Consider the following 19,498-nt stretch of genomic DNA (forward strand, 5'->3'; position numbering starts at 1 on the left):
CGGGGGAGGACCGATGAAGCGACCGTCGCGACCGTTCCACTTCGTCGCCGCGCGCGAGGCACGCGCCGACCTGCCGCTGCTGGTGTGCCTCGTCGTCCTGGTGGCGCTGCTCACCGCCGTCGCCGCCGCCGGCCCCGGGCTCCTCGACCGGCTGGCCGGGCGCGCGTTCGCCTCCCGGCTGGCGCAGGAGCAGCGGGCGGAGCCCGGCATGCTGCTCAGCGCGCAGTTCGAGCCGGCGCAGGACGCGGACACCGAGGCCTGGGCGAGCGACCTGGCCGAGGACCTGGTCCCGGTCACCGACGTGATCGTGGACGCGGCTCCCGGTGACCTCGACGGCGGTCTCGTACACGACTCGACCCGCGTCGACCTGCCGCTCCTCGAGGCCACGACAGCCGCCGGGAAGGTGGGGCTGGGCCTGACATACGCCTCGGACGCGCCGGGCCGCAGGGTCTACGTCGAGGGACGGCCGCCCGACCAGGACGGCGAGAGAGTCGAGATCGCCGTCTCCACCCGGACCCGTGACGTGCTGGAACTGCGGCTCGGACAGCAACTCCCGCTCACACCCGGCGCGTTGGACAAAGTCCATGCCACAGCCGTCGTCGTCGGGTTCTTCACGGCGGACGGGACCGGCCCCGACAGCGCCGACGCCGGGGCCCGGCTGTGGCGCGAACAGCCCCTGCTGACACGCCCCGCCAGGCAACCGTCACGCAGCGCCCAGGGGCTCGACTGGGAGGCCCGCGCCCTCGTCGCGTCCCGTACCGTCACCGCCCTGCAGAAACAGGCCGGCGCCACGCTCACCGTCACCTGGGGGATGCGCCTGGACCTCGACGCACGCACCGCCGCACGGTTCGCCGACGACCAGGGACTACGCGATCTGCAGCGCCTGCTCGCCCAGTACCCGGACGACGCACGATCCGTCTTCTGCGGCGACATCGCCGACTACGGCGGCATGTACTGCGAGATCGGCCCGCACACCTCCTCCACGCTGCGGCACAGCACCCACCTGCCGGACGCGCTCACCGACTTCGGCCGACAGTGGCGCCAAGGCCGTGTCGTGATCTCCTTCGCGCTCGCCTCCCTGCTCGTCGTCGGCCTGCTCACCTCAGCCGTTACCGCGCTCCTCGCGGTACGCCGCAGCCTCGACGCCCATCGGCTGAAACGCGCCCGCGGCGCCTCCGCGGCAGGCCTCGCCCTGGGCAGGGCGGCACAGACGGCACCGGCCGTGTTCCTCGGCCTCGCCGCGGGAACCGCCGCCGCCCGATCGCTGCCTGGCCCCTCTCCCGCGTACCGGTACGGACTGCTCGTCGCCGCACTCGTCTGGCTGCTGCTGCCCGCACTCACCTGGCGTGCCCTGCGCGACCCCGCCATCCGCGCCGGGCACGAGCCGGCCCCGCACGCGGCAGGACGCCGTCTCGTCGCCGAAGCGTCGGTGCTGCTCCTCGCCGCGGCCGGAGTCCTCGCGCTACGGGCCCGTGGCACCGTCGCCGAGGCCGGCCCCGACCCTCTGCTCGCGGCGGTGCCCGCGCTGCTGGGACTGGCCACCGTCACGGTCCTGGTGCGCTTTTACCCGCTGCCGGTGCGGATCCTGGCGCGCTGGTCCGCACGCAGGCGCGGCGTCGTCCCCCTCATCGCGCTCTCCCGGGCCGCGAAGGAGGCCCCGGCGCGCGCACTCGCGCTGCTGGTCCTGGTGGTGACGCTGGCCGGAGCGGTGTTCGGCGGCCTGGTGGCCGGGACGCTGACGGACGGACGCCTTGAGGCCGCCGCGTGGCAGGTCGGCGCCGACGCCTCCTACGTCGGCGTGGGCCGCGACCCCGACATCGCCGAGCGGCTGGCCCAGGTGCGCGGAGTGCGCGACGCCGTCCGTGTCAGGCAGCTGCGCGTCGACCCGACCAGCGCGACCAGCGGCGACCGGTACGGCATCGCCAGCCTCGTCGGCGTCGACGGCACACAACTGCGGGCGGCGGCGCCCGGCTCGGCGGCCGCCTGTTCTCTCGACGCCGCCGGCCTCACCCGCCCACGGTCCGGCACCGACATCCGCGTCCTCGCCACCGGGGCCCGCGCCGGCGACCGGCTCACCATCACGTCGCACGGCAGGAAACTGCGCCTGAGCGTCGTCGGAACCCTCCCCGAGGACGTGTTCCATGACGCGGCGCTCGGCCCCGTCCGCCGCACGACCCCACCACGTGAACGCCTGCTGCTCGCCGACAACCGCGACCTCACGGCCATCGCGGAGAGCGACTTCGAGGAAACCTCACTCCTGCTGTACGGCCCGAAGCTGGACGCGCAGACGATGCGGGCCCTCGTGCCACGCGCCGCGAACGGCGCCGCCGCCGGAGACCTGCGCATCCGCTCCGAAGAAGAGGCCGAGGCAGCGGCCGACGACATGATCGACGTCCTGACCGCCGCGCACACGGCGTGCACCACGCTCGCCGTGCTTCTCGCTCTGCTGGCGCTCGTCCTCGAACTGCTGCTGTCCGCCCCGGCACGCGGCCGAACCACCGCCTACCTGCGCACCCTCGGCCTCGGCGACCGGGCCACATCGGCGCTCCACCTCCTGCAACTGCTGCCCTTGGTACTGGCGGCCGTGGCGGGCGGAACAGCCCTGGGGCTGGCCCTGCCCGCGCTGCTCGGCCCCGCTCTGGACCTGCGCGAGTTCACGGGCGGACCCGCCGCCCCGACCCCACGCCCCGACCTGCTGCTCACCTCGGCCCTGGGCGTGGGCCTGGCCGTCCTGGTGGTCGCGGCGGTGGGCGTGGAGACCTGGATCGGACGACGCCGCGGGCTCGGCGCGGTCCTGAGACTGGGGAGAAACGGTGACTGACCCGCTCGGCAGCGACCTGCGGCAACTGGAGGAGCGAGCCCGCGACGCCCAACGCCCACAGGCGGAGGAGGGGCTCGTCGTGTGCGACAACCTGGTCCGCGTCTACCGGACCGACGAGGTCGAGGTACAGGCGCTCCAGGGCCTCGACCTGGTCGTCGAGGAGGGCGAGTGCATGGCACTCGTCGGCGCCTCCGGATCCGGCAAGTCGACCCTGCTGTCCATCCTCTCCGGCCTCGACCTGCCCACGGCGGGCCGCGCGCGGGTGGCCGGGCACGACCTGCTGGCCCTGCGGCGCCGCGAACGGCTCGGCTACCGCAGGCGAACCGTCGGCTTCGTATGGCAGCAGACAGGACGCAACCTCCTGCCGTACCTGACCGCGCTGGAGAACGTGGCACTGCCGATGAAGTACGCGCGCGTGCCACGCCCCAAGCGCGCCGCCCGAGCCGCCGAACTCCTCGACGTCCTCGGTGTGGCCTACTGCCGCGACCGGCGGCCCGCCGAGCTCTCCGGCGGCGAGCAGCAGCGTGTGGCAGTCGCGGTCGCCACGGCCAACGCGCCGCGGGTGCTGCTCGCCGACGAACCCACCGGTGAACTCGACACCGCGAGCGGTGAGGAGGTGTTCGCCGCGCTGCGCCGCGCCAACGAGGAACTCGGCGCCACCGTCCTGGTCGTCACCCATGACCCCCTGGTCTCCGGGCAGGTCCGCCGCACGGTCCGCATCCGCGACGGCCGTACGTCGACGGAGACCCTGCGCGGGCCCGGCGGCGGGGGCGCGCAGGAATACACCGTCCTCGACCGCGCGGGCCGCCTCCAACTGCCCCGGGACTACGTGGAACGCTACGGTCTGCGCGGCCGGGTCCGGCTGACCGGTGAACCGGACCACGTGGGCGTGTGGCCCGACGCGACCGAACCCTCGCCCGGTCCTGACTCCTCGCCGTGACCGGCGGGCCGTCCGGCCGGTTCACGCACGGCGGTCCGCACGGCCAGAGACCGTACCCCCACCGAGATCACGGGCCGACGGCGTGCCACGGCCGAGGGTCGCTGCTAGAGCTGCCGCAGATGGTCTCGCAGTGTGCGGGCGACCTGCGCCAGAAGGGCTTCGGCACCGGGCTGGGAACTGGCCGGAACAAGTGATTCCGTCAGGGCGGCGATGGCGAAGGCCTGACCGTCGGAGTGCTCGACGACACCGATCTCGTGACGGAGATTCAGGAGCGTGCCGGTCTTGGAGGACCAGGTGGTGGCGTCGGAGCTGAAGTCGGGGGCGAGCCGGTGCCGGAGCACGTTGTGGGACATCAGGTCGCGCACGTGCGCGGCCACCTCGGGGTGGATCTTCGACGGTGTCCACAGGGCCTGGAGCAGTTCGACCCAGGCCCGCGCGCTGCCCGTGTTGGCGCGGGTGGTGTCCAGTTGCGGCACCCGGTGCCCGCGGCCGCTGGTGCCGGCGTCGATGGCGAGGGCGTGGGCGAGATCGACGTCCGCCGGGTCGAAGCGCTCGACGGGCGTGTCCATGAGTTCGTACATCGTGTGCCGGACGGCGATGTCGCGCAGGCCGAGGTCCTGGAGGATCTCGGCGACCCGGGCGGGCGGGGTGAGCCCGAACAGCGCGTCGGCCGCGTGGCTGTCACTCAGGCAGGTGCTCAGGTAGAGCAGGTCGTCGACCGCGATCCGGGCCGGGTGACGGAACCGGCTCAGTCCGATGGGGCCCGCCGTGGTGATCCGCCCGGGTGCCACGTCGAGGGGCGTCGCTCCGTCGAGTTCGCCCCGCCGCACGCGTTCGAGGGTCGCCACCGCCAGCGGGACCTTGACCAAGGAAGCGGACGGCAGCCGGGTGTCCGGCTCGATCCCCAGCTCCTCTCCCGTGTGCAGGTCCCGCACGAGCAGACAGCCGTGCAGGCCACCGTCGCGCAGTTGCCCGCGCAGTTCGTGCAGTAAGGCTTCGGTGCTCAAGTCCTGGCCCTTTCCGGGGTTGCCGCACCCAGGCAGCGGGCGACGGCATCGCCCAGGCGCGCTTCGATGAGCTGTGGGTTGCCGTCTCCGGCGGAGGCGAGGGCGAAGCCCCGGCCGATCGCGATCTCGCCGATGGGCCGCCAGGCGAGGTCCAGTTCCTCGGCCTGGGCGGGGGAGCACAGCAACAGGTCGCGGGAGCACAGGACTTCCGCCGCGGCAGCCGTCAGACCGGGCGCGGCGACGAGCTGGGCGGGCCGCAGGCCGACCGCGTCACGCAGCCGCGTCAGCGGGTCGCGGATGTGCGGCACGTCGTCCTCCGGCTGGATCCAGACGCGGCGGGCGGTGCCGGTGGTCGCTCGTCCGACCCGCAGTGTCTCCAGATAGACGCGCTTCACGCCGGGGTCCCGGGCAGCGGCGAGCCCGAGCGGCACGGACCATCTCGCGTCGTCCGACGGCACCGCGAGCAGGGCGGCTCGCACCTGCTGGGCGTGGAGGAGCTCCGTGCGCTGGGCCGGTCCGGCGACGCGCAGATCGAGGGTGATGCCGTGGCCGCGTGCCTCCGCGACGAGGCGGGCGAGGCCGGCCGTGGAGCAGATGCCGGGCACCGCCAGCCGCCACGGCTTGAGCTTGGCGGCCTCCGCCTCGTGCAGCAACACGTCGGCAGCCTGCACGAGTTGCCTGGCCGTCGGCAGCATGTCCCGGCCGAAGGCGGTGAGTACGGCCCGTCGCGAGGTGCGCTCGAACAGGGGCTCGCCGAAGCGTTCTTCCAGGGCGGCGACGCGACGGCTGGCCACCGACTGGGACATCCGCGCGGCGGCCGCCCCGACGGTGAAACCGCCGTGCTCACTCACGCTGACGAACGCACGGCACGCTGCCACCAGATCCACAGTCGGAACCCTATGCGAGATCCACCACCCGTTTCCCATGCGGGATCGGCATGGAACGGATCGTTCGCGTATTGGACCGCATGGCCGCCCGCCGGTGATGGTGATCCCGAACTCATGACCACCCAGGAGGCTGGACCATGCAGACCACGCAGCACACCCATGCCCGCCGCACCCTTCGCGGTGCGCTCGCCGCGCTCGCACTCGTCGTCCCGCTCGTAGCCTGCGGCCAGGACGGTTCCCGGGACCCGGCCGCCTCGTCGCCGTCCCGGTCCGCCGTGAACACGGTCCCGGTCGCCGCGGCGACCGCCCCGTACACAGGCGAACTCAAGGAACTGGAGCGCAAGTTCGACGCCAGGCTCGGCGTGTACGCCATTGACACCGGCACCGGGCGCGAGGTCGCCTACCGGGACGGCGAGCGGTTCGGCTACCACTCCACGTTCAAGGCGCTCGAAGCCGGCGCCGTGCTGCGGAAGTACTCCCTGAGCGGCATGGACAAGGTGATCAGGTACTCCAGCGACGACCTGGTCGCCAACTCACCCGTCACCGAGAAGCACGTCTCGACCGGGATGACCCTGAGTGAGCTGTGCGACGCCGCCGTCCGCTACAGCGACAACACCGCCGCCAACCTGCTGTTCGAGGCACTCGGCGGTCCCGGGCGTCTCCAGTCGGAACTCAGGAAGCTGGGCGACAAGGTCACGCAGATGGACCGAATCGAACCCCACCTGAGCGACTGGGTGCCGGGCGAGACGCGGGACACGAGCACCCCGCGGGCGCTCGCCAAGGACCTGCGCGCCTACGTACTCGGGGACGTGCTCCGCAAGCGCGAACGAGCTCAGCTCACGACGTGGCTGAAGACCAACACCACCGGGAACGAGGTCATCCGGGCCGGGGTGCCCGCGGGCTGGGTGGTCGGGGACAAGACCGGCAGCGGCAGTGGCTACGGTGCCCGTAACGACATCGCCGTCGTGTGGCCTCCCGACTCCGCTCCCATCGTCATGGCGATCCTGACGAACCGCGGCAAGGCGCAGGACGTCCACGACAACAAACTGCTCGCGGAAGCGGCGTCCGTGGTCGCCGAAACGCTGTCCTAGCCAGACGCGGGGCGGCCACGCCCGCAGGGCCGTCCGCCCGCACCGGGACCCTCGCCGCCGCGGCCTTCACCCGGCCGAGGTGACGCGGAAGGACGTCAGGAAGGTGTCGAGAGCCTGCTGGTTGGCGGGGGTGTTCCACTCGTCGGCGGGAGTCGTCCACCTGATCGAGTAGCCGAGCTCGGTGTCGACGATGAGTGCACGGGCGAGCGTGCGCGTGCGATCCGTGCCCTCGTCGGCGAACCACTCCAGATCGGCCGCCCGCGCACCGGAGTGCTCCACGGGCTCGATGTCGCCGATGCGGTCGAAGCCGGGGTTGAGGCGCCGCAGTGCGGGTTCGGCGCTGCGCCAGACGGCGACGGGGTCGGACGAGGGGACCCTGCCGAAGGTGACTCTCAGCGCACGTGGATCGCCCGAGGCGCCGAACGTGACGCTGAAGGCATTGCCCGGCCGCCCTGTGTCCCGCACACGCTCCCACCCCGAGGGCAGCTCGATCGAGAACCCTTCCGGCGCGTCATAGCGCTCGGTGGCGGGCGGTGCCTCCTCCCCGGGCGGGTCGCTGGGGGAGGGGGGCGGGGGCGCGGCCGGGTCCGCTGACGCGGACGGGGCACCCCCGGTCGGGGTCGCCGAGGGGCGAACGGGCGTCGGGACTGCGGGAGGAGGCACGGCGGGGGAGCCGGACGCGACGGGCGGGGCGCCGCCGGCATCGGACGCGTCCGAAGTCGGCCCGCTGTTCATGGCGAGGATGACCGGGACGGCCACGACGGCCAACGCGGACCCGGCGATGACGAGAATGACGGGCCGTCTGCTCCTCCGCGGCCGTTCCGGCCCCGGCGAGGCCCCGTACGCTCCCCGCAGCCTGAACGCGTACGGCGGTACGGCCGTGTCCTCACTGACCATGCGTGTCAGCGCCTTGCGCAGGACCGGTTCGGTGAGCCGTTCCTGCGGGTTCTCGCGGAGCAGTCCGTGAATGGTCTGCCGCAGACGGCCGGCGGGCACGCCACCTTCCGCGGCTGCCTCCTGCTCTCTTCGAGCTGCCCTTCCCGAGTCGCCGTTCACGGAGACCTGAAAGCCTTCGACGTGCCCGGGGCGTGTGGAGGGAGGACGCCCCTCGACCATGGTGTGGAGCAGCGTTCCCAGAGCCCACAGGTCCGTCGAGGGTTCGACCGCCTCGCCGCGGGTCTGCTCCGGAGACGCGTACGAGGGTGCGGTCGCCCTGAGGGACCGGGTCGCTCCGCTCAGTCCGAACCCGGTGACCACCACCCCGCCGTCCGTCGTGACGAAGACCTGGTCGGGGCCGAGGTCGCCGTGTGTGACGCCCGAGCGATGCGCGGCCGCGAGCACGTCGAGGATCTCCAGGCCGACGCGGGCCGCCCGGGGCTGATCGAACGGGCCGCGTCCGCTGATGAGTTCACTCAGGGACGAACCCTCGATGGGTTCCATGACCGTCCACAGCCGGCCGTCCTGTTCGGTCACGTCAAGAACGGTGGCCACCCGCCCGGGGGCGGCGGCCTGCACGGCGTCGGTCTCCCGCAGCACCCGGGCCGTGGTCTGCCGCGAGGTCTCCTCGCGGAGAACGGCGGGCAGTCGTGCCTCCGCGATGTACACCGGCCGACCGGACGCCATGTCCTGGCCGTGCCAGCCGACCCGGAACTCCTCCCGGTGCAGGATCTGGAGCGGTCGATACCTCCCCGCGATCATCTCGGTCGTAGAGGTCTGCGCTTCTGACATGCTGATCCTTCATTTGCGCACGGGGTTGCACCTTCACCATGAGTACGAACGCGAAGCGGGTCGGTGTTCAATCAATCCAGCCCGCGATTTCCGGCGTCGCGAGATCGATGCTCCGAGACGCGATTCCACCGAACGACGCTTGGTTCGGGGCCGACCGCAAAAGCGCAGCCCTCGGATTAGTCCGTGAAACAAGGGGCACACGAACGTGATGACGTCCGGGCAAGCTGTGCTGACCCGCGGCCGAGGGCTTGGGCCGCGAAGACGAATGCCTCAGTCTTCCCTCTCCGGAATTCGCCCGGCGCCGTTCGGGTGAAGAGGAGGAGTTCTCAAGCGAGTTGTGTCATGGCGGCGGAGAGTGGACTGCCGGTGTCGGCCCGGTAAATGAAAGCCTTCGTATGCCGTGTCAATGGCGTACGCGTCTGCCGGGAGCCCGGGCTTCTGGCGCGCGGGTCCTCATCCGACGGCTGTCTCCACCGCGTTAGCATGCGGGGCATGTCCGAAGAGTTGTCCCGTCCGGAACCGTTCACCGTGCAGACCGACGCCGCGGTGCTCGAGGACCTCCGCGCGCGGCTGCGTGCGACCCGCTGGCCGGATACGCCGGAGGACGCCGGGTGGTCGCTCGGGACCGACATCGCCTACCTTCGTGAGCTCGTCGCCTACTGGGCGGACGGGTTCGACTGGCCGGCGCAGGAGGCGGCGCTGGCCCAACTGCCCCGCTTCCGCGTCACGTTGGGCGGTCTGGGAATCCACTTCGTGCACGCCCGGGCCGTCGCGCCCGCGGGCCCGGTCCTGCCGCTGGTCCTCAGTCACGGCTGGCCGGACTCGTTCTGGCGCTATTCCAAGGTGATCCCGCTTCTGACCGACCCGGGCGCGCACGGCGCCGATCCCGCCGACGCGTTCGACGTGGTCGTTCCCGACATGCCGGGCTACGGATACTCCGACCGCCCCACCGGTCGGCCGCTCGACTCCATCGCCGTCGCCGGACTGTGGGCCGAGCTCATGGACGTACTGGGCTACGCGCGGTTCGGCGCGGCCGGCGGCGACATGGGCAGTCACGTGAGCCGCTACCTCGCGCTCGACCACCCCGACCGGGTCGTGGCCGTCCACCGCACCGACGGGGGCCTGCCCGTCTTCTCCGGCGACCCGGCCGACCTCACGCCCGAGGAGCGCGCCTGGTTCGAGGAGGTCGCTGCCTGGGGTACGAGCGAAGGGGCCTACGGTGCCATGCACCGCACGAAACCCCAGACCGCCGCCGTCGGTCTCACCGACTCGCCGGCCGGACTGGCCGCGTGGATCGTCGAGAAGCTGCATGCGTGGAGCGACTGCGGCAAGGACATCGAGCAGAGCTTCACGAAGGACGAGATCCTCACGAACGTCACCCTCTACTGGCTCACGGAGACGATCGGCTCGGCGATGCGCATGTATCGCGCGAACGCCGCGATCGCGCCCGAGCAGCTCACCCGCCGGGTCGAGGTGCCGTCCGGGTTCTCGATCTTCCGCGGTGACGTGGTCCGCCCGCCACGGGCGTGGCTGGAACGCACGGCCAATGTCGTACACATGAGCGAACCGGCGCGTGGAGGGCACTTCGCACCGTTCGAGGAGCCCGAGCTCTACGCGGAGGAACTGCGCGCGTTCTTCCGCCCTTACCGGGCGGCGGCGACGTGACCTCCACCCTGCATGCACTGTGGACGCCGAAGTCGCAGCCGGACGCCCCGCGACTGACTGACTCCGTCGCTCTGTCGGCGTGATGTGTTCGTACGCGGTGACGTCGCGGACGGGTGCACCCGGACCGCCCGTATGAGAACGGGCTGCCCGCGGTAGGCATGCTGTGTGCAGACCTTTCTTCCGTATCCCGACTTCACGCAGTCCGCCGAGGTCCTGGACCAGGCGCGCCTGGGCAAGCAGCGGGTCGAGGCCCTCCAGGTGTTGCGCGGCCTGACCGTGCCCGGCTACGGCTGGCGGCACCATCCCGCGGTACGCATGTGGACCGGCTACGAGGAGGCCCTGGTCCGCTACGGCCTGGACGTGTGCGCCATGTGGGTCGCCGAGGGGCGCGCCGACACCTGTGCCAGCACGATCGTCACCGACTTCACCCGGTACCGGCCCGGCGCCGCCGTTCGTGTCCAGGAAGATCTGGCCGACGACGGTGAGCTGCCGCCCTGGCTCGGAGACCCCGCCTTCCACCGCAGTCATCAGTCGGCGCTGGTGCGCAAGGCGCCGGAGGTCTACGCCCCGTCCTTCCCGGGCGTTCCGGACGACCTGCCCTACGTCTGGCCGGTCTCCGACCGGGGCTGACCCGGCTGGTGCCGCGTCAGGTCCCGTGGACGCGGCCGGGCGCCAGGTCCGTGATACGTTCGGCCGCGCCGTGCACGACGACGACTTGAGGAGGTGAGACCGATCAACGCTGTGACGACAGGTCGGGACTCCCTCCGCCGCATGGTCTAGGGAGCGCCCGCACAAGGCCCCCGAAAGGCAGTGCAACGCCATGCGCTTCAGCTTGACCTCCCAGACGTCGACCGACGGCGTCACCGACCAGTCCTTCACTCTCGGCGACATCCCCGGCGTGCTGTTCACGCAGGACGCCGCCGTCGGCCCCCGCCCGCTGATCCTGATGGGACACGGCGGCGGCCAGCACAAAAGAGCCCCCGGCGTACTGGCCGGCGCGCACCGCTTCGCGGCCGAGGGCTTCGCCGTCGCCGCGATCGACGCTCCCTACCACGGCGACCGGCCGAAGGACGAAGAGTTCCTGAGGTTCGCGGGCGACATGCGAGCCCGTATGTCTGCCGGAGAGAACCCGGCCGAACTGGTCGCGGCCATGCACGAACTGCTGGCCGGACAGACCGTCGCCGACTGGCAAGCCGTCCTGACCGCGCTCCAGGAGCTCGACCACGTGGGCGACAGCCCGGTCGGCTACTGGGGTGTGTCGATGGGCTGCGGGCTCGGTGTGCCGCTCCTCGCCGCCGAACCCCGGGTGCGCGCCGCGGTGTTGGGCCTGCTCGGCGTGCACGGCCTCGCCGAGACGGCCGCCCGGGTCACCGTGCCCGTGCGGTTTCTGCTGCAGTGGGACGACACGCGGGTGCCCAGGGAGGGCGCCCTGGCCCTGTTCGACGCTCTGGGCTCGCCCGACAAGACGCTGCACGCCAACCCCGGGGACCACGGGGAGATCCCCGCGTCCGAAACCGACAGCGCGCTGCGGTTCTTCGCCCGGCACCTCGGACAGGGCCGCTGACCCGCGGCTCGCGATGCGCCGGCCGGGGTCGTTCCGGTCGGCGCGTTCGGCCGGATGGTCGGGCCCGTGCGTCGCCCGTGCCGGCGCGGACGAGGCCGGGGCCGCCCCAGCGGATCGGTACACCCCGGTCGGCGACCGGTAGCTCATGCCACGCGGTTGCCTTCGGACCCTCTGCCCACTCGCGTCGGAACGTCGACGGGATCCCCGGTGCTCGTCATCTCGCCCTGGGCTCCGGGCCCGCAAGGATTCTGGCCTCGATCCGCTCGTAGTCCTTCTGGCGCCGCCGCGCCTCACGGCGTCCCGAGAGCAGCGTGCCGAGCAGGCCGAACGCGAAGCCGGCCGGGATGGACAGCAGGCCGGTCGTGGTGAACGGCAGCCAGTTGAAGTCGGCTTGGGGAAAGGCCGCCATGGGTGTCCCCGACACCAGCCGGGTGCCCGGCATCAGCAGCAGGACCGTGAGCGAGCCGCCGATGAGCGTGCTGAGCAGACCGGCGCGGGTGTAGCGGCGCCAGAAGAGGCTGTAGATCAGTGCCGGGGCGATGGCCGAGGCGGCCAGGCAGAAGGACACCGTCGCCAGTGGCTGGAGGCTGCGGTGCTGGATGAGACCGGCGAGCAGGATCGTCGGGATGCCGACGGCCAGCGCGGAGACGCGGGCGACGGTCATCTCCCGTACCGGTGAACGGCGGGTGGAACGGCTCGCGTAGACGTCGTGGGCCAGGGAGTTGGCACAGGCCAGGATCATGCTGGCGACCGAGGCGAGCAGGGTGAGGAAGATCGCCGCGGTGACCGTGGTGAACAGGAAGGTCTCGGCCCGGGAGACGTGTGTGCCGAAGACCGCCCGTGAGCCGAGGAGGTAGGCCGTGTTGCCCCGCGGGTCGGCGGCGGCGATCCCGGCCCGTCCGATGAGCGCGGTCGCACCGATCGCCACGATGGTCATGACCAGCATGAACAGCGCGACCGACGACACCGCCCAGGACATCGAGCGGCGTACCTGACGAGCGCTGTCCGCCGTGAACATGCGCATGGTGACGTGGGGCAGGCAGGCGCCGCCGAGCACGATGGCGAACTGTGTGCTGATCATGTCCAGAGCGGCGTGCGGGCCTCCGGCGAACTGCAGGCCGGAGCGCAGGAACGCCGAGCCCACCCCGCTGCGGTCGGCGGCCGTGCGGAACATCGCTCCGGGGTCCCACGCGAAGGCGCGGAGCATCAGGAAGGCGACCACGGCCCCCGAACCGAGGAGCATGACCATCTTCAGGATCTGGATGAGAGCGGTGCCCTTCATCCCGCCGATCGCCGCGTAGGTGATCATCAGGCCGCCGACTCCGACGACGCATCCGGTCTTCATGGTGGTGCTGGTGAAGCCGAGGACGAAGGCGAGCAACTGTCCGGTGCTGGCCAGTTGGACCAGCATCATCGGCATCAGAGAGGCGATGGTCACGACGCAGATGGTCACGCGCACGGACCGTCCGGGCATGCGGTGGGCGAGTGCGTCGCCCGGGGTGAAACGGCCGGTGTTCCGCAGGGGTTCGGCCAACAGGAACATCAGGAGCAGCAGGGACAGAAGGGTGCTGAGGGCGAGGACGACGCCGTCGTAGCCGCACAGCGCGATGACACCTCCGATGGTCAGGACGGTGGCTGCGGAGATGTAGTCGCCCGCGATGGCGAGGCCGTTGCGCATCGGGGACAGCGAGCGGTACCCGGTGTAGAACTCGTCGAGATCGTCACGGTCCGGGCCTGCGATGACGCAGAGCAGCAGGGTCACGGTGACGACGGTGCAGAAGGCGACCAGGGACCACGACTGCGCGGTGCCGCTGAAGTCCGTCATCGGCCCGGCTCCCTCTCGGCGAGCAGGGCCGTGCGCTGTCGCATCCGGCGGGCGAGTGGATCGACGTACCGGCTTGCCGTGTACTCGAAGAGCGTTATCGCCAACCAGGTGACGGGGAGTTGGACCAGGCCGAGCACCATGCCGGTGGACAGGCCGCCGGTGACGGGCTTCGTCATGAAGGACGGGGCGAGAGCGGAGAGGACCAGGAAGAGGGTGAAGTAGCCGAGGGCCGCGCAGGTGGCGATCCGGCGTTGGCGGCGGTAGGCGCGGCGCAGGATGCGCAGGTCCCTGTGGTGTCCTGGAGGTGAGGGGAGCGCTCCGCGCCCGGGTAAGTGATCTTCGGCGGTGGCCCAGGCGGGTCGGGCGGTGGGGTGCCTGGCGCGGTACGGCTGGACTGTGTACGCATCCGAGGGGTTGTCGGACATCCCGGTTCTCCTAGCGCGGCAGGGGTCCGGTACGTGCACGGACCGCAGGGAGGTTGGGAAGAACTGTTCGAGTGCTCGCACGCTATTCGGCGGATCTGGGGAGCGAGGGCTTTTGCGCGATCTGGCTCGTTTGCGCGTGTCAGTGGCGCCGACCTTGGAGTTCGGGCCCGCGAACCGGTGACGCGTGGGGGTGAAGGGGCGAGCGAAGCCTCGCGGGAGGCCTTCGGTGCTTCCGGAGGAAGGGCTTTCGGCCCGTTGGGGGTGGTGCTGGGTCGCTGGTCCCGGCGGCTGGCGCTTCTTGTCCCCGTCCGCAGCCGTCGCGGCCGGGGTGAGGGCCCCGCCAACAGCCCTTCCGTCATGGGGTTCTCCCACACCTAGGCATATCGTCGATCTGACGATATCGTGACGGTGTCGCCGACCGCCAAAGGGAAGGCGAAGTCATCGATCGCCCCTGCGGCGAGCCGCACACCGCGCGCATCGCCCACCGGCACTCGTCGAAAGGCCCCCATGGCTCCCGCACGCCGTAGCTCCGCCCTGCCCGGAAGCGGGACCACGACCGTTCGTCTCGTCCCGCAGGACCCCGAGTGGCTCCACGACTTCTACATGACCCACGATCTTCTGCTCGCGCCCTATTACGCGGCCTGGTCCGCCAGGGAGCGTGGCGTCGGCGAGCACATCGCGCCTCCCTGGCCGGCCGGGCTCGAAAACCTCACCCGTCTCGACGCGCCCGCCTCGCTGGACGCCTGGAGCAACATCCACCGGGCCCTCCCGCCGGTACTGCGCAGCCGCAGGATCCTGCACGCCACGCAGGACCCCGTCCGCCGCAGCGGCCTGCGCGCCCCGGACGGCAGGCGCCTCGTCCCGCTCCACCCCGTCACGGTCGACGAGGCGGACCTGCGGGCGCTCACCCGTGTACGTCGCGCCATCCGTGCGGGGGCGAAGGCCAGTCCGTCGATCCTGGTGACCCGCCGTGCCGACGGCTCGGCGGACATCGAGAGCGTGGCGAGCCCCGGCGACTACCGAGGCACCGTCGACCGGACCGTGGCGGTCCTGGCACTCACCCCTGACGAGGACGTCGAAGCGCTGGCCTCGGTCCTTGCCCCCGAGGGCCCCGAGCCCGTCGACACGGGGACGCGTCGCGTCGACCTGTCCGACCAGGAGTACGCGGCCTACGAACGCTTCGCCGACCGGCTCGCGGCGGCGGCCATGACAGGCCAGTTCCCGGGCGACCGGGCGTTGTTCAGGGAGCGCTACTGATGACAGGTGCTGTGCCCGGCGGCGCGCCGGCGCCCACACCGGTGTGTCAGGGAGGCGTGCCGCCGGCCGCTGCCGGGCACCGGCACGTCAGCGCCGCCCTCGACTCGCCGCCAAGCCGATCCCGATGACGGCGAGTACGACGACGGCGATCACGAACCATGTGGGCATGGCGCCGAGGCCCTTGTAGGCCAGCGATGCGGCGTCGGTCGTCAGCATCTGGGTCTCCTCACTCGTCGGGTGTTTCGCAATTGCCCCGATACGGGACCGGCATGCTCCGGCCGCAGCACGGCAGCCCTCGGTTTTCCGTGGAGTGGCTCGGCACGCGGCGGGAAGGGTGGGCCCCTTGGGTGTTCACCGCGCCGGTGAGCCGCCGCCCGCCGCGTCAACAGTGAGCGGCAACGTGTACCAGACGGTTTTGCCGCGCGGGTGCGGGCGGGTGCCCCAACGGCCGGCGAGGGCGGTGAGGAGGGCGAGCCCGCGACCGGATTCGTCCGTCGTACCGGCCTGCCGTAGGTGGGGCGGCGTGGAGCTGTGGTCCGTCACCTCGACCGTGAGCTCGGTCGCGGAGCGGTTCACCCCGAGGGTGAGAGGGCCGTGTGCGTGGACGAGCGCGTTGGTCAGGAGTTCGGACGTGAGCAGCCGGGCCGTGTCGATCACATCGGCGGGCAGCTTCCAGGAGGTGAGGGTGCTGGTGAGGAAACGACGCCCGGCCGGGACCGCGTGCGGACGGGGCTCCAACTCGGTGCGGGCGCAGGCCGGGGGAGGCACGTGGATCAGCAGCAGCGTCACGTCGTCGTCGTGGCCGTCGTCGGCCGGCAGGAGAGCGGTGAGGAGGTCGTCGGCGGCCGGCTCCAGTACGGCGGGGGAGGACCCGTGGGTGTGCAGGGCGGTGTCGAGGGCGTCGGTCAGCAGGCTGATCTGGTCTTCGATGTCGGTGCGCGGGCGCTCGACGAGCCCGTCGGTGTACAGCGCGAGGGTCGCGTCGGCCGGCAGGGTCCGGCTGGTCTGGTGGTGCGGGAAGCCGCCGACACCCAGCGGAACGCCCACCGGCAGATCCAGCGGGTGAGCCGGCCGGCCCGGCGCGGCGAGCAGAACCGGCGGATGGCCCGCCGAACAAGCGGTCATCTCCCCGGTGTTGTGATCGATGACCAGGTAGCAACAGGTCACCATCTGGTCGGGAAGGTCGCACACGAAGGCGTCCAGGGCGCTCATGAGCCGCGCCGGAGGGAGGCCGGCCTGGGCCAGAGCATGGGCGGCGGCGCGCAGTTGCCCCATGACAGCGGCGGCTTCCAGGCCCCGGCCCATGACGTCCCCGATGACGATGCCGGTGCGGCCCGAGCCGAGGGAGATGAAGTCGAACCAGTCACCGCCCACCCCGGCGCCCTGTACGGAGGCCAGATAGCGTCGCGCGCTGGGCAGCTCCTTCACCGCGGGCGGGCTGCCCATGAGGCTGCGTTGCAGGGTGTACGCGATGTGGTGCTGTTGCTCGTAGCGGGCGGCGCGTTCGGCTTCGGCCCGCTTGCGGTCACTGATGTCGCGGATGGTGAGGGAGACCAGCAGCCCTTCCTCCGTCTCCAGCGGACCGAGGCTCACCTCCACGGGAAACTCGCGTCCGTGGCTGTCGCAGGCGGCCAGGTCCATCTCCGAGGCCATCGACGGGGCCTGCGGACCGGCCAGGTACGCGCGCAGCAGTGCGGCCTGCCGTCGGCGCACACGGGCGGGGGCCAGGTCGTGCACGTTCGATCCGACCAGATCCCTGCGCGGGTGGCGGAAAAGGACTTCGGCCTGGGCGTTGGCCATCACCACCGTTCCCCGGCCGTCGCTGATCAGCGTCGCGTCCGGAGCGCACTCCAGTAGGGCGCGGAAACGCTGCTGGGCCTGTTCGCTGTGCTGCTGGGCGAGGATGCGCTCGGTGGAGTCGGTGGAGATCCCGCACACCGCGTACGGCGCACCGGAGGTACTGGTCAGCGGGAACAAAGTGGTGAGGAAGTGGTGCGGGCCGTCGTCGAGACGGAGAGTGTCCTGGCGCTGAAGGCTGCGGCCGGTGGTCTGCACCTCCAACTCGGCCTTGCGCAGCGGCTCCGCGCTCGCCCTGGGAAGTACGTCCTCGATACGTCGTCCGAGGATGTCCGCGCGCCCGGCGCCGGTCAGCCGCTCGAAACCGGCATTGACGGCCAGGTAGCGGCCGGCGCAGTCCTTGATGAAGATGGCGGCCGGCGTGTGGTCCATGAACAGTTGCAGCCAGGCGTACTCGCGGATGCGGTCCTGCACGTGATCGTGGGCGATCTCCGCGCGGCGTCCCACGGCCAGGGCGATGAAGCCGACCACGGTGAGGACCACGGCGTGGGCGCAGGCCACCAGGGCCGTGCCCATGCGGTTCTCGTACAGACCGGCGTCCTGCCCCATCAGGCGGAGCCAGCCCAGAACGGGAGGCACGACCAGGGCCGCGGCGGCCATCCATCGGCCCTGGAGTCCGGTCGTACCCGGATTCATCAGCAGCACCGCCAGTCCCCGGCCCGGCCGCGCCAGGAACGTCGCCACCCCCAGCAGCACGAGAGCGAGCGCGGTGTGCAGCGCCATCCGGGTGTAGTCGGCGATCTGGCCCAACTGCGGCACCTGGTAGACGAACCCGTACACCCGCAGCAGTCCGAGGACGAGGACGACCAGCGCGCACACCTGTGACAGCCGGATGCCCCAGGTACGTCCCCGGTCGAGTGTCAGCTGGGCCAGACCGGCCAGGAGCAGAGCCAGGGCGGTGTTGGGGGACATCCGGCCCGGCGGTTCGCCGGCCGTGTCCGTGCCGGAGGGGAGGAGGAGCTGGTCGATGCCCGGTCCGGTGTCCAGGAGGTACTCGGCCAGCGTCAACAGACCGATGGCGAGGGCCAGTCCGGCGCCGGAGCGGCTGAGGCGGACCAGTACCGGAGTGCCGGGGCCACGCAGTGTCAGCAGCAGCGACGCGGACAGTGCCAGCAGCGCGACAGCGGTGTTGGGTTGCATCGACGTCTGCCCCGCGACGACGCTCTTCAGCACCTCGATGCCGAAGGCCCATCCGGCCAGACCGCAGCATGCGAGCAGCGCGCAGGAAGCCGCCGCGGCGCGGGCGAACGTCTGGCCGCTCGCACCGGTCGCCACGCCCGGTCGCGTCACCCTTGCGTCCCGCGCCGGTTGATCGTGCACACCCAACTGCCACGGGGGCTCCCCGCCCCGATGGCCCGTCGCCTCAAGCACTGCCCACCACACCTGCCGATCAACGCTTCCGCACGCCGGTCTCGGCTTCACTGCTCCGGCGCGTGGCCGTGCTCCTGCCCGGGCGGGATTCCTCGCCCCTGGTGTGCACAACTGACCAACGTAGGCCCTGTCACGGAGGGTGGCCGCAGGCTCCCGCGAACTGATCACACAAGGCGGCGAAGTTGCCAAAAGGGGATCGGAGGCGAAGGGCGGGCGAGGCACAGCGATCACATCGGTTCGACGGACACTCAGGGCATGAGCCCGAGTGGGGCCGGGTTCTGCTCGCCCGAGTGGGCTGCGTGCCGAGGAGCCAGGTGCAGGCCGCCGTCGGTGGTCGTCGTGTCGAAGGCCCAGCGTGCGCCCTCGGCAACCAGCAGCAGAGTGACGGGGCCCTGGGCTCTCATGTCCTTGAGCGCCGTGTACTTGCGCCGGTGGTTCGGCTTCACCGGTTCACGCTCGTCCAGGCTCAGGCGAAGCAGCGAGGCCAACAGGCCCAACAGGCTGTCCGGCCCATGGATCCTGGCCTTGGCCTCCATCGCGATCACCGGAGCGCCATCGGTCTCGACCACGGCGTCGAACTCCCCCTTCTCGAAGCAGATGTCCGTCCCGGCAATGTGGTGGACCGAGATCAGCTCGGCCGCGGCGGCGAGCTGGATCAGATACTCCAGGTTGAGCGCGACGCCGGGGCCGCTGCGGCTGAAGAGGGCGTACCGGCCACCGGAGGCCTTCCGTCGAAAGCCCTGCGGCACGACGAACCCGGCGGAGTCCGTGTGCAGCACCCGGGCGTCCAGCGCTGCCAGAAACCCGGCTGCCTCGTCCGGCCCCAGCCCTCGCCGGAACTCCCCCAGGTCCGGCGAAAGGACGTCCGCCCGCACCGCGGCGAACCCGATCGCCCAGGCCCGCAGCAGCGCGTCCAGCCGCGCGACCGCTCCTGGGCAGCGGGCTTCAGCCGCCCGGGTCAGGTCATCGGACTGCCTGAGCATCCCTTCCCACCAGGCGTCGCCCAGTGCGTCCCGGACCGACTCGGCATCCCCCATGGCTCTCCTCCTTGAGTCCTCGG

At 71.6% G+C, this 19,498-nt stretch carries 15 protein-coding genes; 7 read left to right on the plus strand and 8 right to left on the minus strand.

The window, feature by feature from the left end; genetic code table 11:
* Nucleotides 1-13: 13 nt before the first annotated feature.
* Both KUF83_RS21500 and KUF83_RS21505 read left to right on the plus strand, forming a co-directional pair.
* Entirely contained in the window at nucleotides 14-2,821 is a 2,808-nt protein-coding gene (locus KUF83_RS21500) for an FtsX-like permease family protein (RefSeq protein WP_217456368.1), read from the plus strand.
* Nucleotides 2,814-3,761 (plus strand): ABC transporter ATP-binding protein, encoded by a 948-nt coding sequence (locus tag KUF83_RS21505; protein WP_217456369.1) that lies wholly within the window; start codon nucleotides 2,814-2,816, stop codon nucleotides 3,759-3,761. Before KUF83_RS21500 ends, KUF83_RS21505 begins: the two co-directional genes overlap by 8 nt.
* Nucleotides 3,762-3,865: 104 nt before the next feature.
* On the opposite strand, the gene KUF83_RS21510 is transcribed toward KUF83_RS21505, so the two are convergent.
* Nucleotides 3,866-4,768: a serine hydrolase gene (locus KUF83_RS21510; RefSeq protein ID WP_217456370.1), complete on the minus strand. Its 903-nt coding sequence runs from the start codon at nucleotides 4,766-4,768 to the stop codon at nucleotides 3,866-3,868.
* Nucleotides 4,765-5,655 (minus strand): LysR family transcriptional regulator, encoded by an 891-nt coding sequence (locus tag KUF83_RS21515; protein ID WP_308403081.1) that lies wholly within the window; start codon nucleotides 5,653-5,655, stop codon nucleotides 4,765-4,767. Before KUF83_RS21515 ends, KUF83_RS21510 begins: the two co-directional genes overlap by 4 nt.
* Before the next feature lie 137 nt (nucleotides 5,656-5,792).
* Between KUF83_RS21515 and bla the strand changes: the two genes are divergently transcribed.
* Nucleotides 5,793-6,746, plus strand: coding sequence for a class A beta-lactamase (gene bla / locus KUF83_RS21520; RefSeq protein ID WP_217456372.1), 954 nt, complete (start codon nucleotides 5,793-5,795; stop codon nucleotides 6,744-6,746).
* Between the two features lie 66 nt (nucleotides 6,747-6,812).
* Here the strand turns inward: bla and KUF83_RS21525 are convergent, their stop codons facing one another.
* A complete protein-coding gene (locus KUF83_RS21525) occupies nucleotides 6,813-8,474 on the minus strand; it encodes a serine/threonine-protein kinase (protein WP_217456373.1) in 1,662 nt (553 codons plus the stop codon).
* 492 nt (nucleotides 8,475-8,966) lie between these two features.
* Between KUF83_RS21525 and KUF83_RS21530 the strand changes: the two genes are divergently transcribed.
* From KUF83_RS21530 to KUF83_RS21540, 3 genes are all read left to right on the plus strand, one after another.
* Nucleotides 8,967-10,139, plus strand: coding sequence for an epoxide hydrolase family protein (locus tag KUF83_RS21530; protein WP_217456374.1), 1,173 nt, complete (start codon nucleotides 8,967-8,969; stop codon nucleotides 10,137-10,139).
* A gap of 165 nt (nucleotides 10,140-10,304) precedes the next feature.
* Nucleotides 10,305-10,769 carry an MSMEG_6728 family protein gene (locus KUF83_RS21535; protein WP_217456375.1) on the plus strand — a complete coding sequence of 155 codons (465 nt, stop codon included), beginning with the start codon at nucleotides 10,305-10,307 and terminating at the stop codon, nucleotides 10,767-10,769.
* A gap of 190 nt (nucleotides 10,770-10,959) precedes the next feature.
* Nucleotides 10,960-11,703, plus strand: coding sequence for a dienelactone hydrolase family protein (locus tag KUF83_RS21540; RefSeq protein ID WP_217456376.1), 744 nt, complete (start codon nucleotides 10,960-10,962; stop codon nucleotides 11,701-11,703).
* 214 nt (nucleotides 11,704-11,917) lie between these two features.
* On the opposite strand, the gene KUF83_RS21545 is transcribed toward KUF83_RS21540, so the two are convergent.
* On the minus strand, nucleotides 11,918-13,528 hold the full coding sequence (locus tag KUF83_RS21545) for a cation acetate symporter (protein WP_217456377.1): 1,611 nt from the start codon (nucleotides 13,526-13,528) through the stop codon (nucleotides 11,918-11,920).
* The gene (locus KUF83_RS21550; RefSeq protein WP_217456378.1) at nucleotides 13,525-13,953 is read right to left on the minus strand and encodes a DUF485 domain-containing protein; all 429 of its coding nucleotides are present in this window, start codon (nucleotides 13,951-13,953) and stop codon (nucleotides 13,525-13,527) included. The genes KUF83_RS21545 and KUF83_RS21550 overlap by 4 nt, the downstream gene beginning before the upstream one ends.
* A gap of 507 nt (nucleotides 13,954-14,460) precedes the next feature.
* On the opposite strand from KUF83_RS21550, the gene KUF83_RS21555 reads away from it, so the two are divergent.
* The gene (locus KUF83_RS21555; protein ID WP_217456379.1) at nucleotides 14,461-15,210 is read left to right on the plus strand and encodes a hypothetical protein; all 750 of its coding nucleotides are present in this window, start codon (nucleotides 14,461-14,463) and stop codon (nucleotides 15,208-15,210) included.
* An 87-nt stretch (nucleotides 15,211-15,297) separates the two neighbouring features.
* Here the strand turns inward: KUF83_RS21555 and KUF83_RS42625 are convergent, their stop codons facing one another.
* From KUF83_RS42625 to KUF83_RS21565, 3 genes are all read right to left on the minus strand, one after another.
* On the minus strand, nucleotides 15,298-15,426 hold the full coding sequence (locus KUF83_RS42625) for a hypothetical protein (RefSeq protein WP_302828530.1): 129 nt from the start codon (nucleotides 15,424-15,426) through the stop codon (nucleotides 15,298-15,300).
* A gap of 135 nt (nucleotides 15,427-15,561) precedes the next feature.
* Nucleotides 15,562-18,357, minus strand: coding sequence for a SpoIIE family protein phosphatase (locus tag KUF83_RS21560; protein WP_308403082.1), 2,796 nt, complete (start codon nucleotides 18,355-18,357; stop codon nucleotides 15,562-15,564).
* A 329-nt stretch (nucleotides 18,358-18,686) separates the two neighbouring features.
* A complete protein-coding gene (locus tag KUF83_RS21565; RefSeq protein WP_217456380.1) occupies nucleotides 18,687-19,475 on the minus strand; it encodes a hypothetical protein in 789 nt (262 codons plus the stop codon).
* Nucleotides 19,476-19,498: the final 23 nt, after the last annotated feature.

This window comes from Streptomyces sp. BV286 (genome assembly GCF_019090165.1).
Taxonomy (GTDB): domain Bacteria; phylum Actinomycetota; class Actinomycetes; order Streptomycetales; family Streptomycetaceae; genus Streptomyces.

What these genes read in the sequence shown, in the direction of transcription:
- KUF83_RS21565 (WP_217456380.1), bottom strand. Translation starts at nt 19,475, where the DNA reads ATGGGGGATGCCGAGTCGGTCCGGGACGCACTGGGCGACGCCTGGTGG.
- KUF83_RS21530 (WP_217456374.1), top strand. Translation starts at nt 8,967, where the DNA reads ATGTCCGAAGAGTTGTCCCGTCCGGAACCGTTCACCGTGCAGACCGAC.
- KUF83_RS42625 (WP_302828530.1), bottom strand. Translation starts at nt 15,426, where the DNA reads ATGCTGACGACCGACGCCGCATCGCTGGCCTACAAGGGCCTCGGCGCC.
- KUF83_RS21550 (WP_217456378.1), bottom strand. Translation starts at nt 13,953, where the DNA reads ATGTCCGACAACCCCTCGGATGCGTACACAGTCCAGCCGTACCGCGCC.
- KUF83_RS21545 (WP_217456377.1), bottom strand. Translation starts at nt 13,528, where the DNA reads ATGACGGACTTCAGCGGCACCGCGCAGTCGTGGTCCCTGGTCGCCTTC.
- KUF83_RS21500 (WP_217456368.1), top strand. Translation starts at nt 14, where the DNA reads ATGAAGCGACCGTCGCGACCGTTCCACTTCGTCGCCGCGCGCGAGGCA.
- KUF83_RS21555 (WP_217456379.1), top strand. Translation starts at nt 14,461, where the DNA reads ATGGCTCCCGCACGCCGTAGCTCCGCCCTGCCCGGAAGCGGGACCACG.
- KUF83_RS21540 (WP_217456376.1), top strand. Translation starts at nt 10,960, where the DNA reads ATGCGCTTCAGCTTGACCTCCCAGACGTCGACCGACGGCGTCACCGAC.
- KUF83_RS21525 (WP_217456373.1), bottom strand. Translation starts at nt 8,474, where the DNA reads ATGTCAGAAGCGCAGACCTCTACGACCGAGATGATCGCGGGGAGGTAT.
- bla (WP_217456372.1), top strand. Translation starts at nt 5,793, where the DNA reads ATGCAGACCACGCAGCACACCCATGCCCGCCGCACCCTTCGCGGTGCG.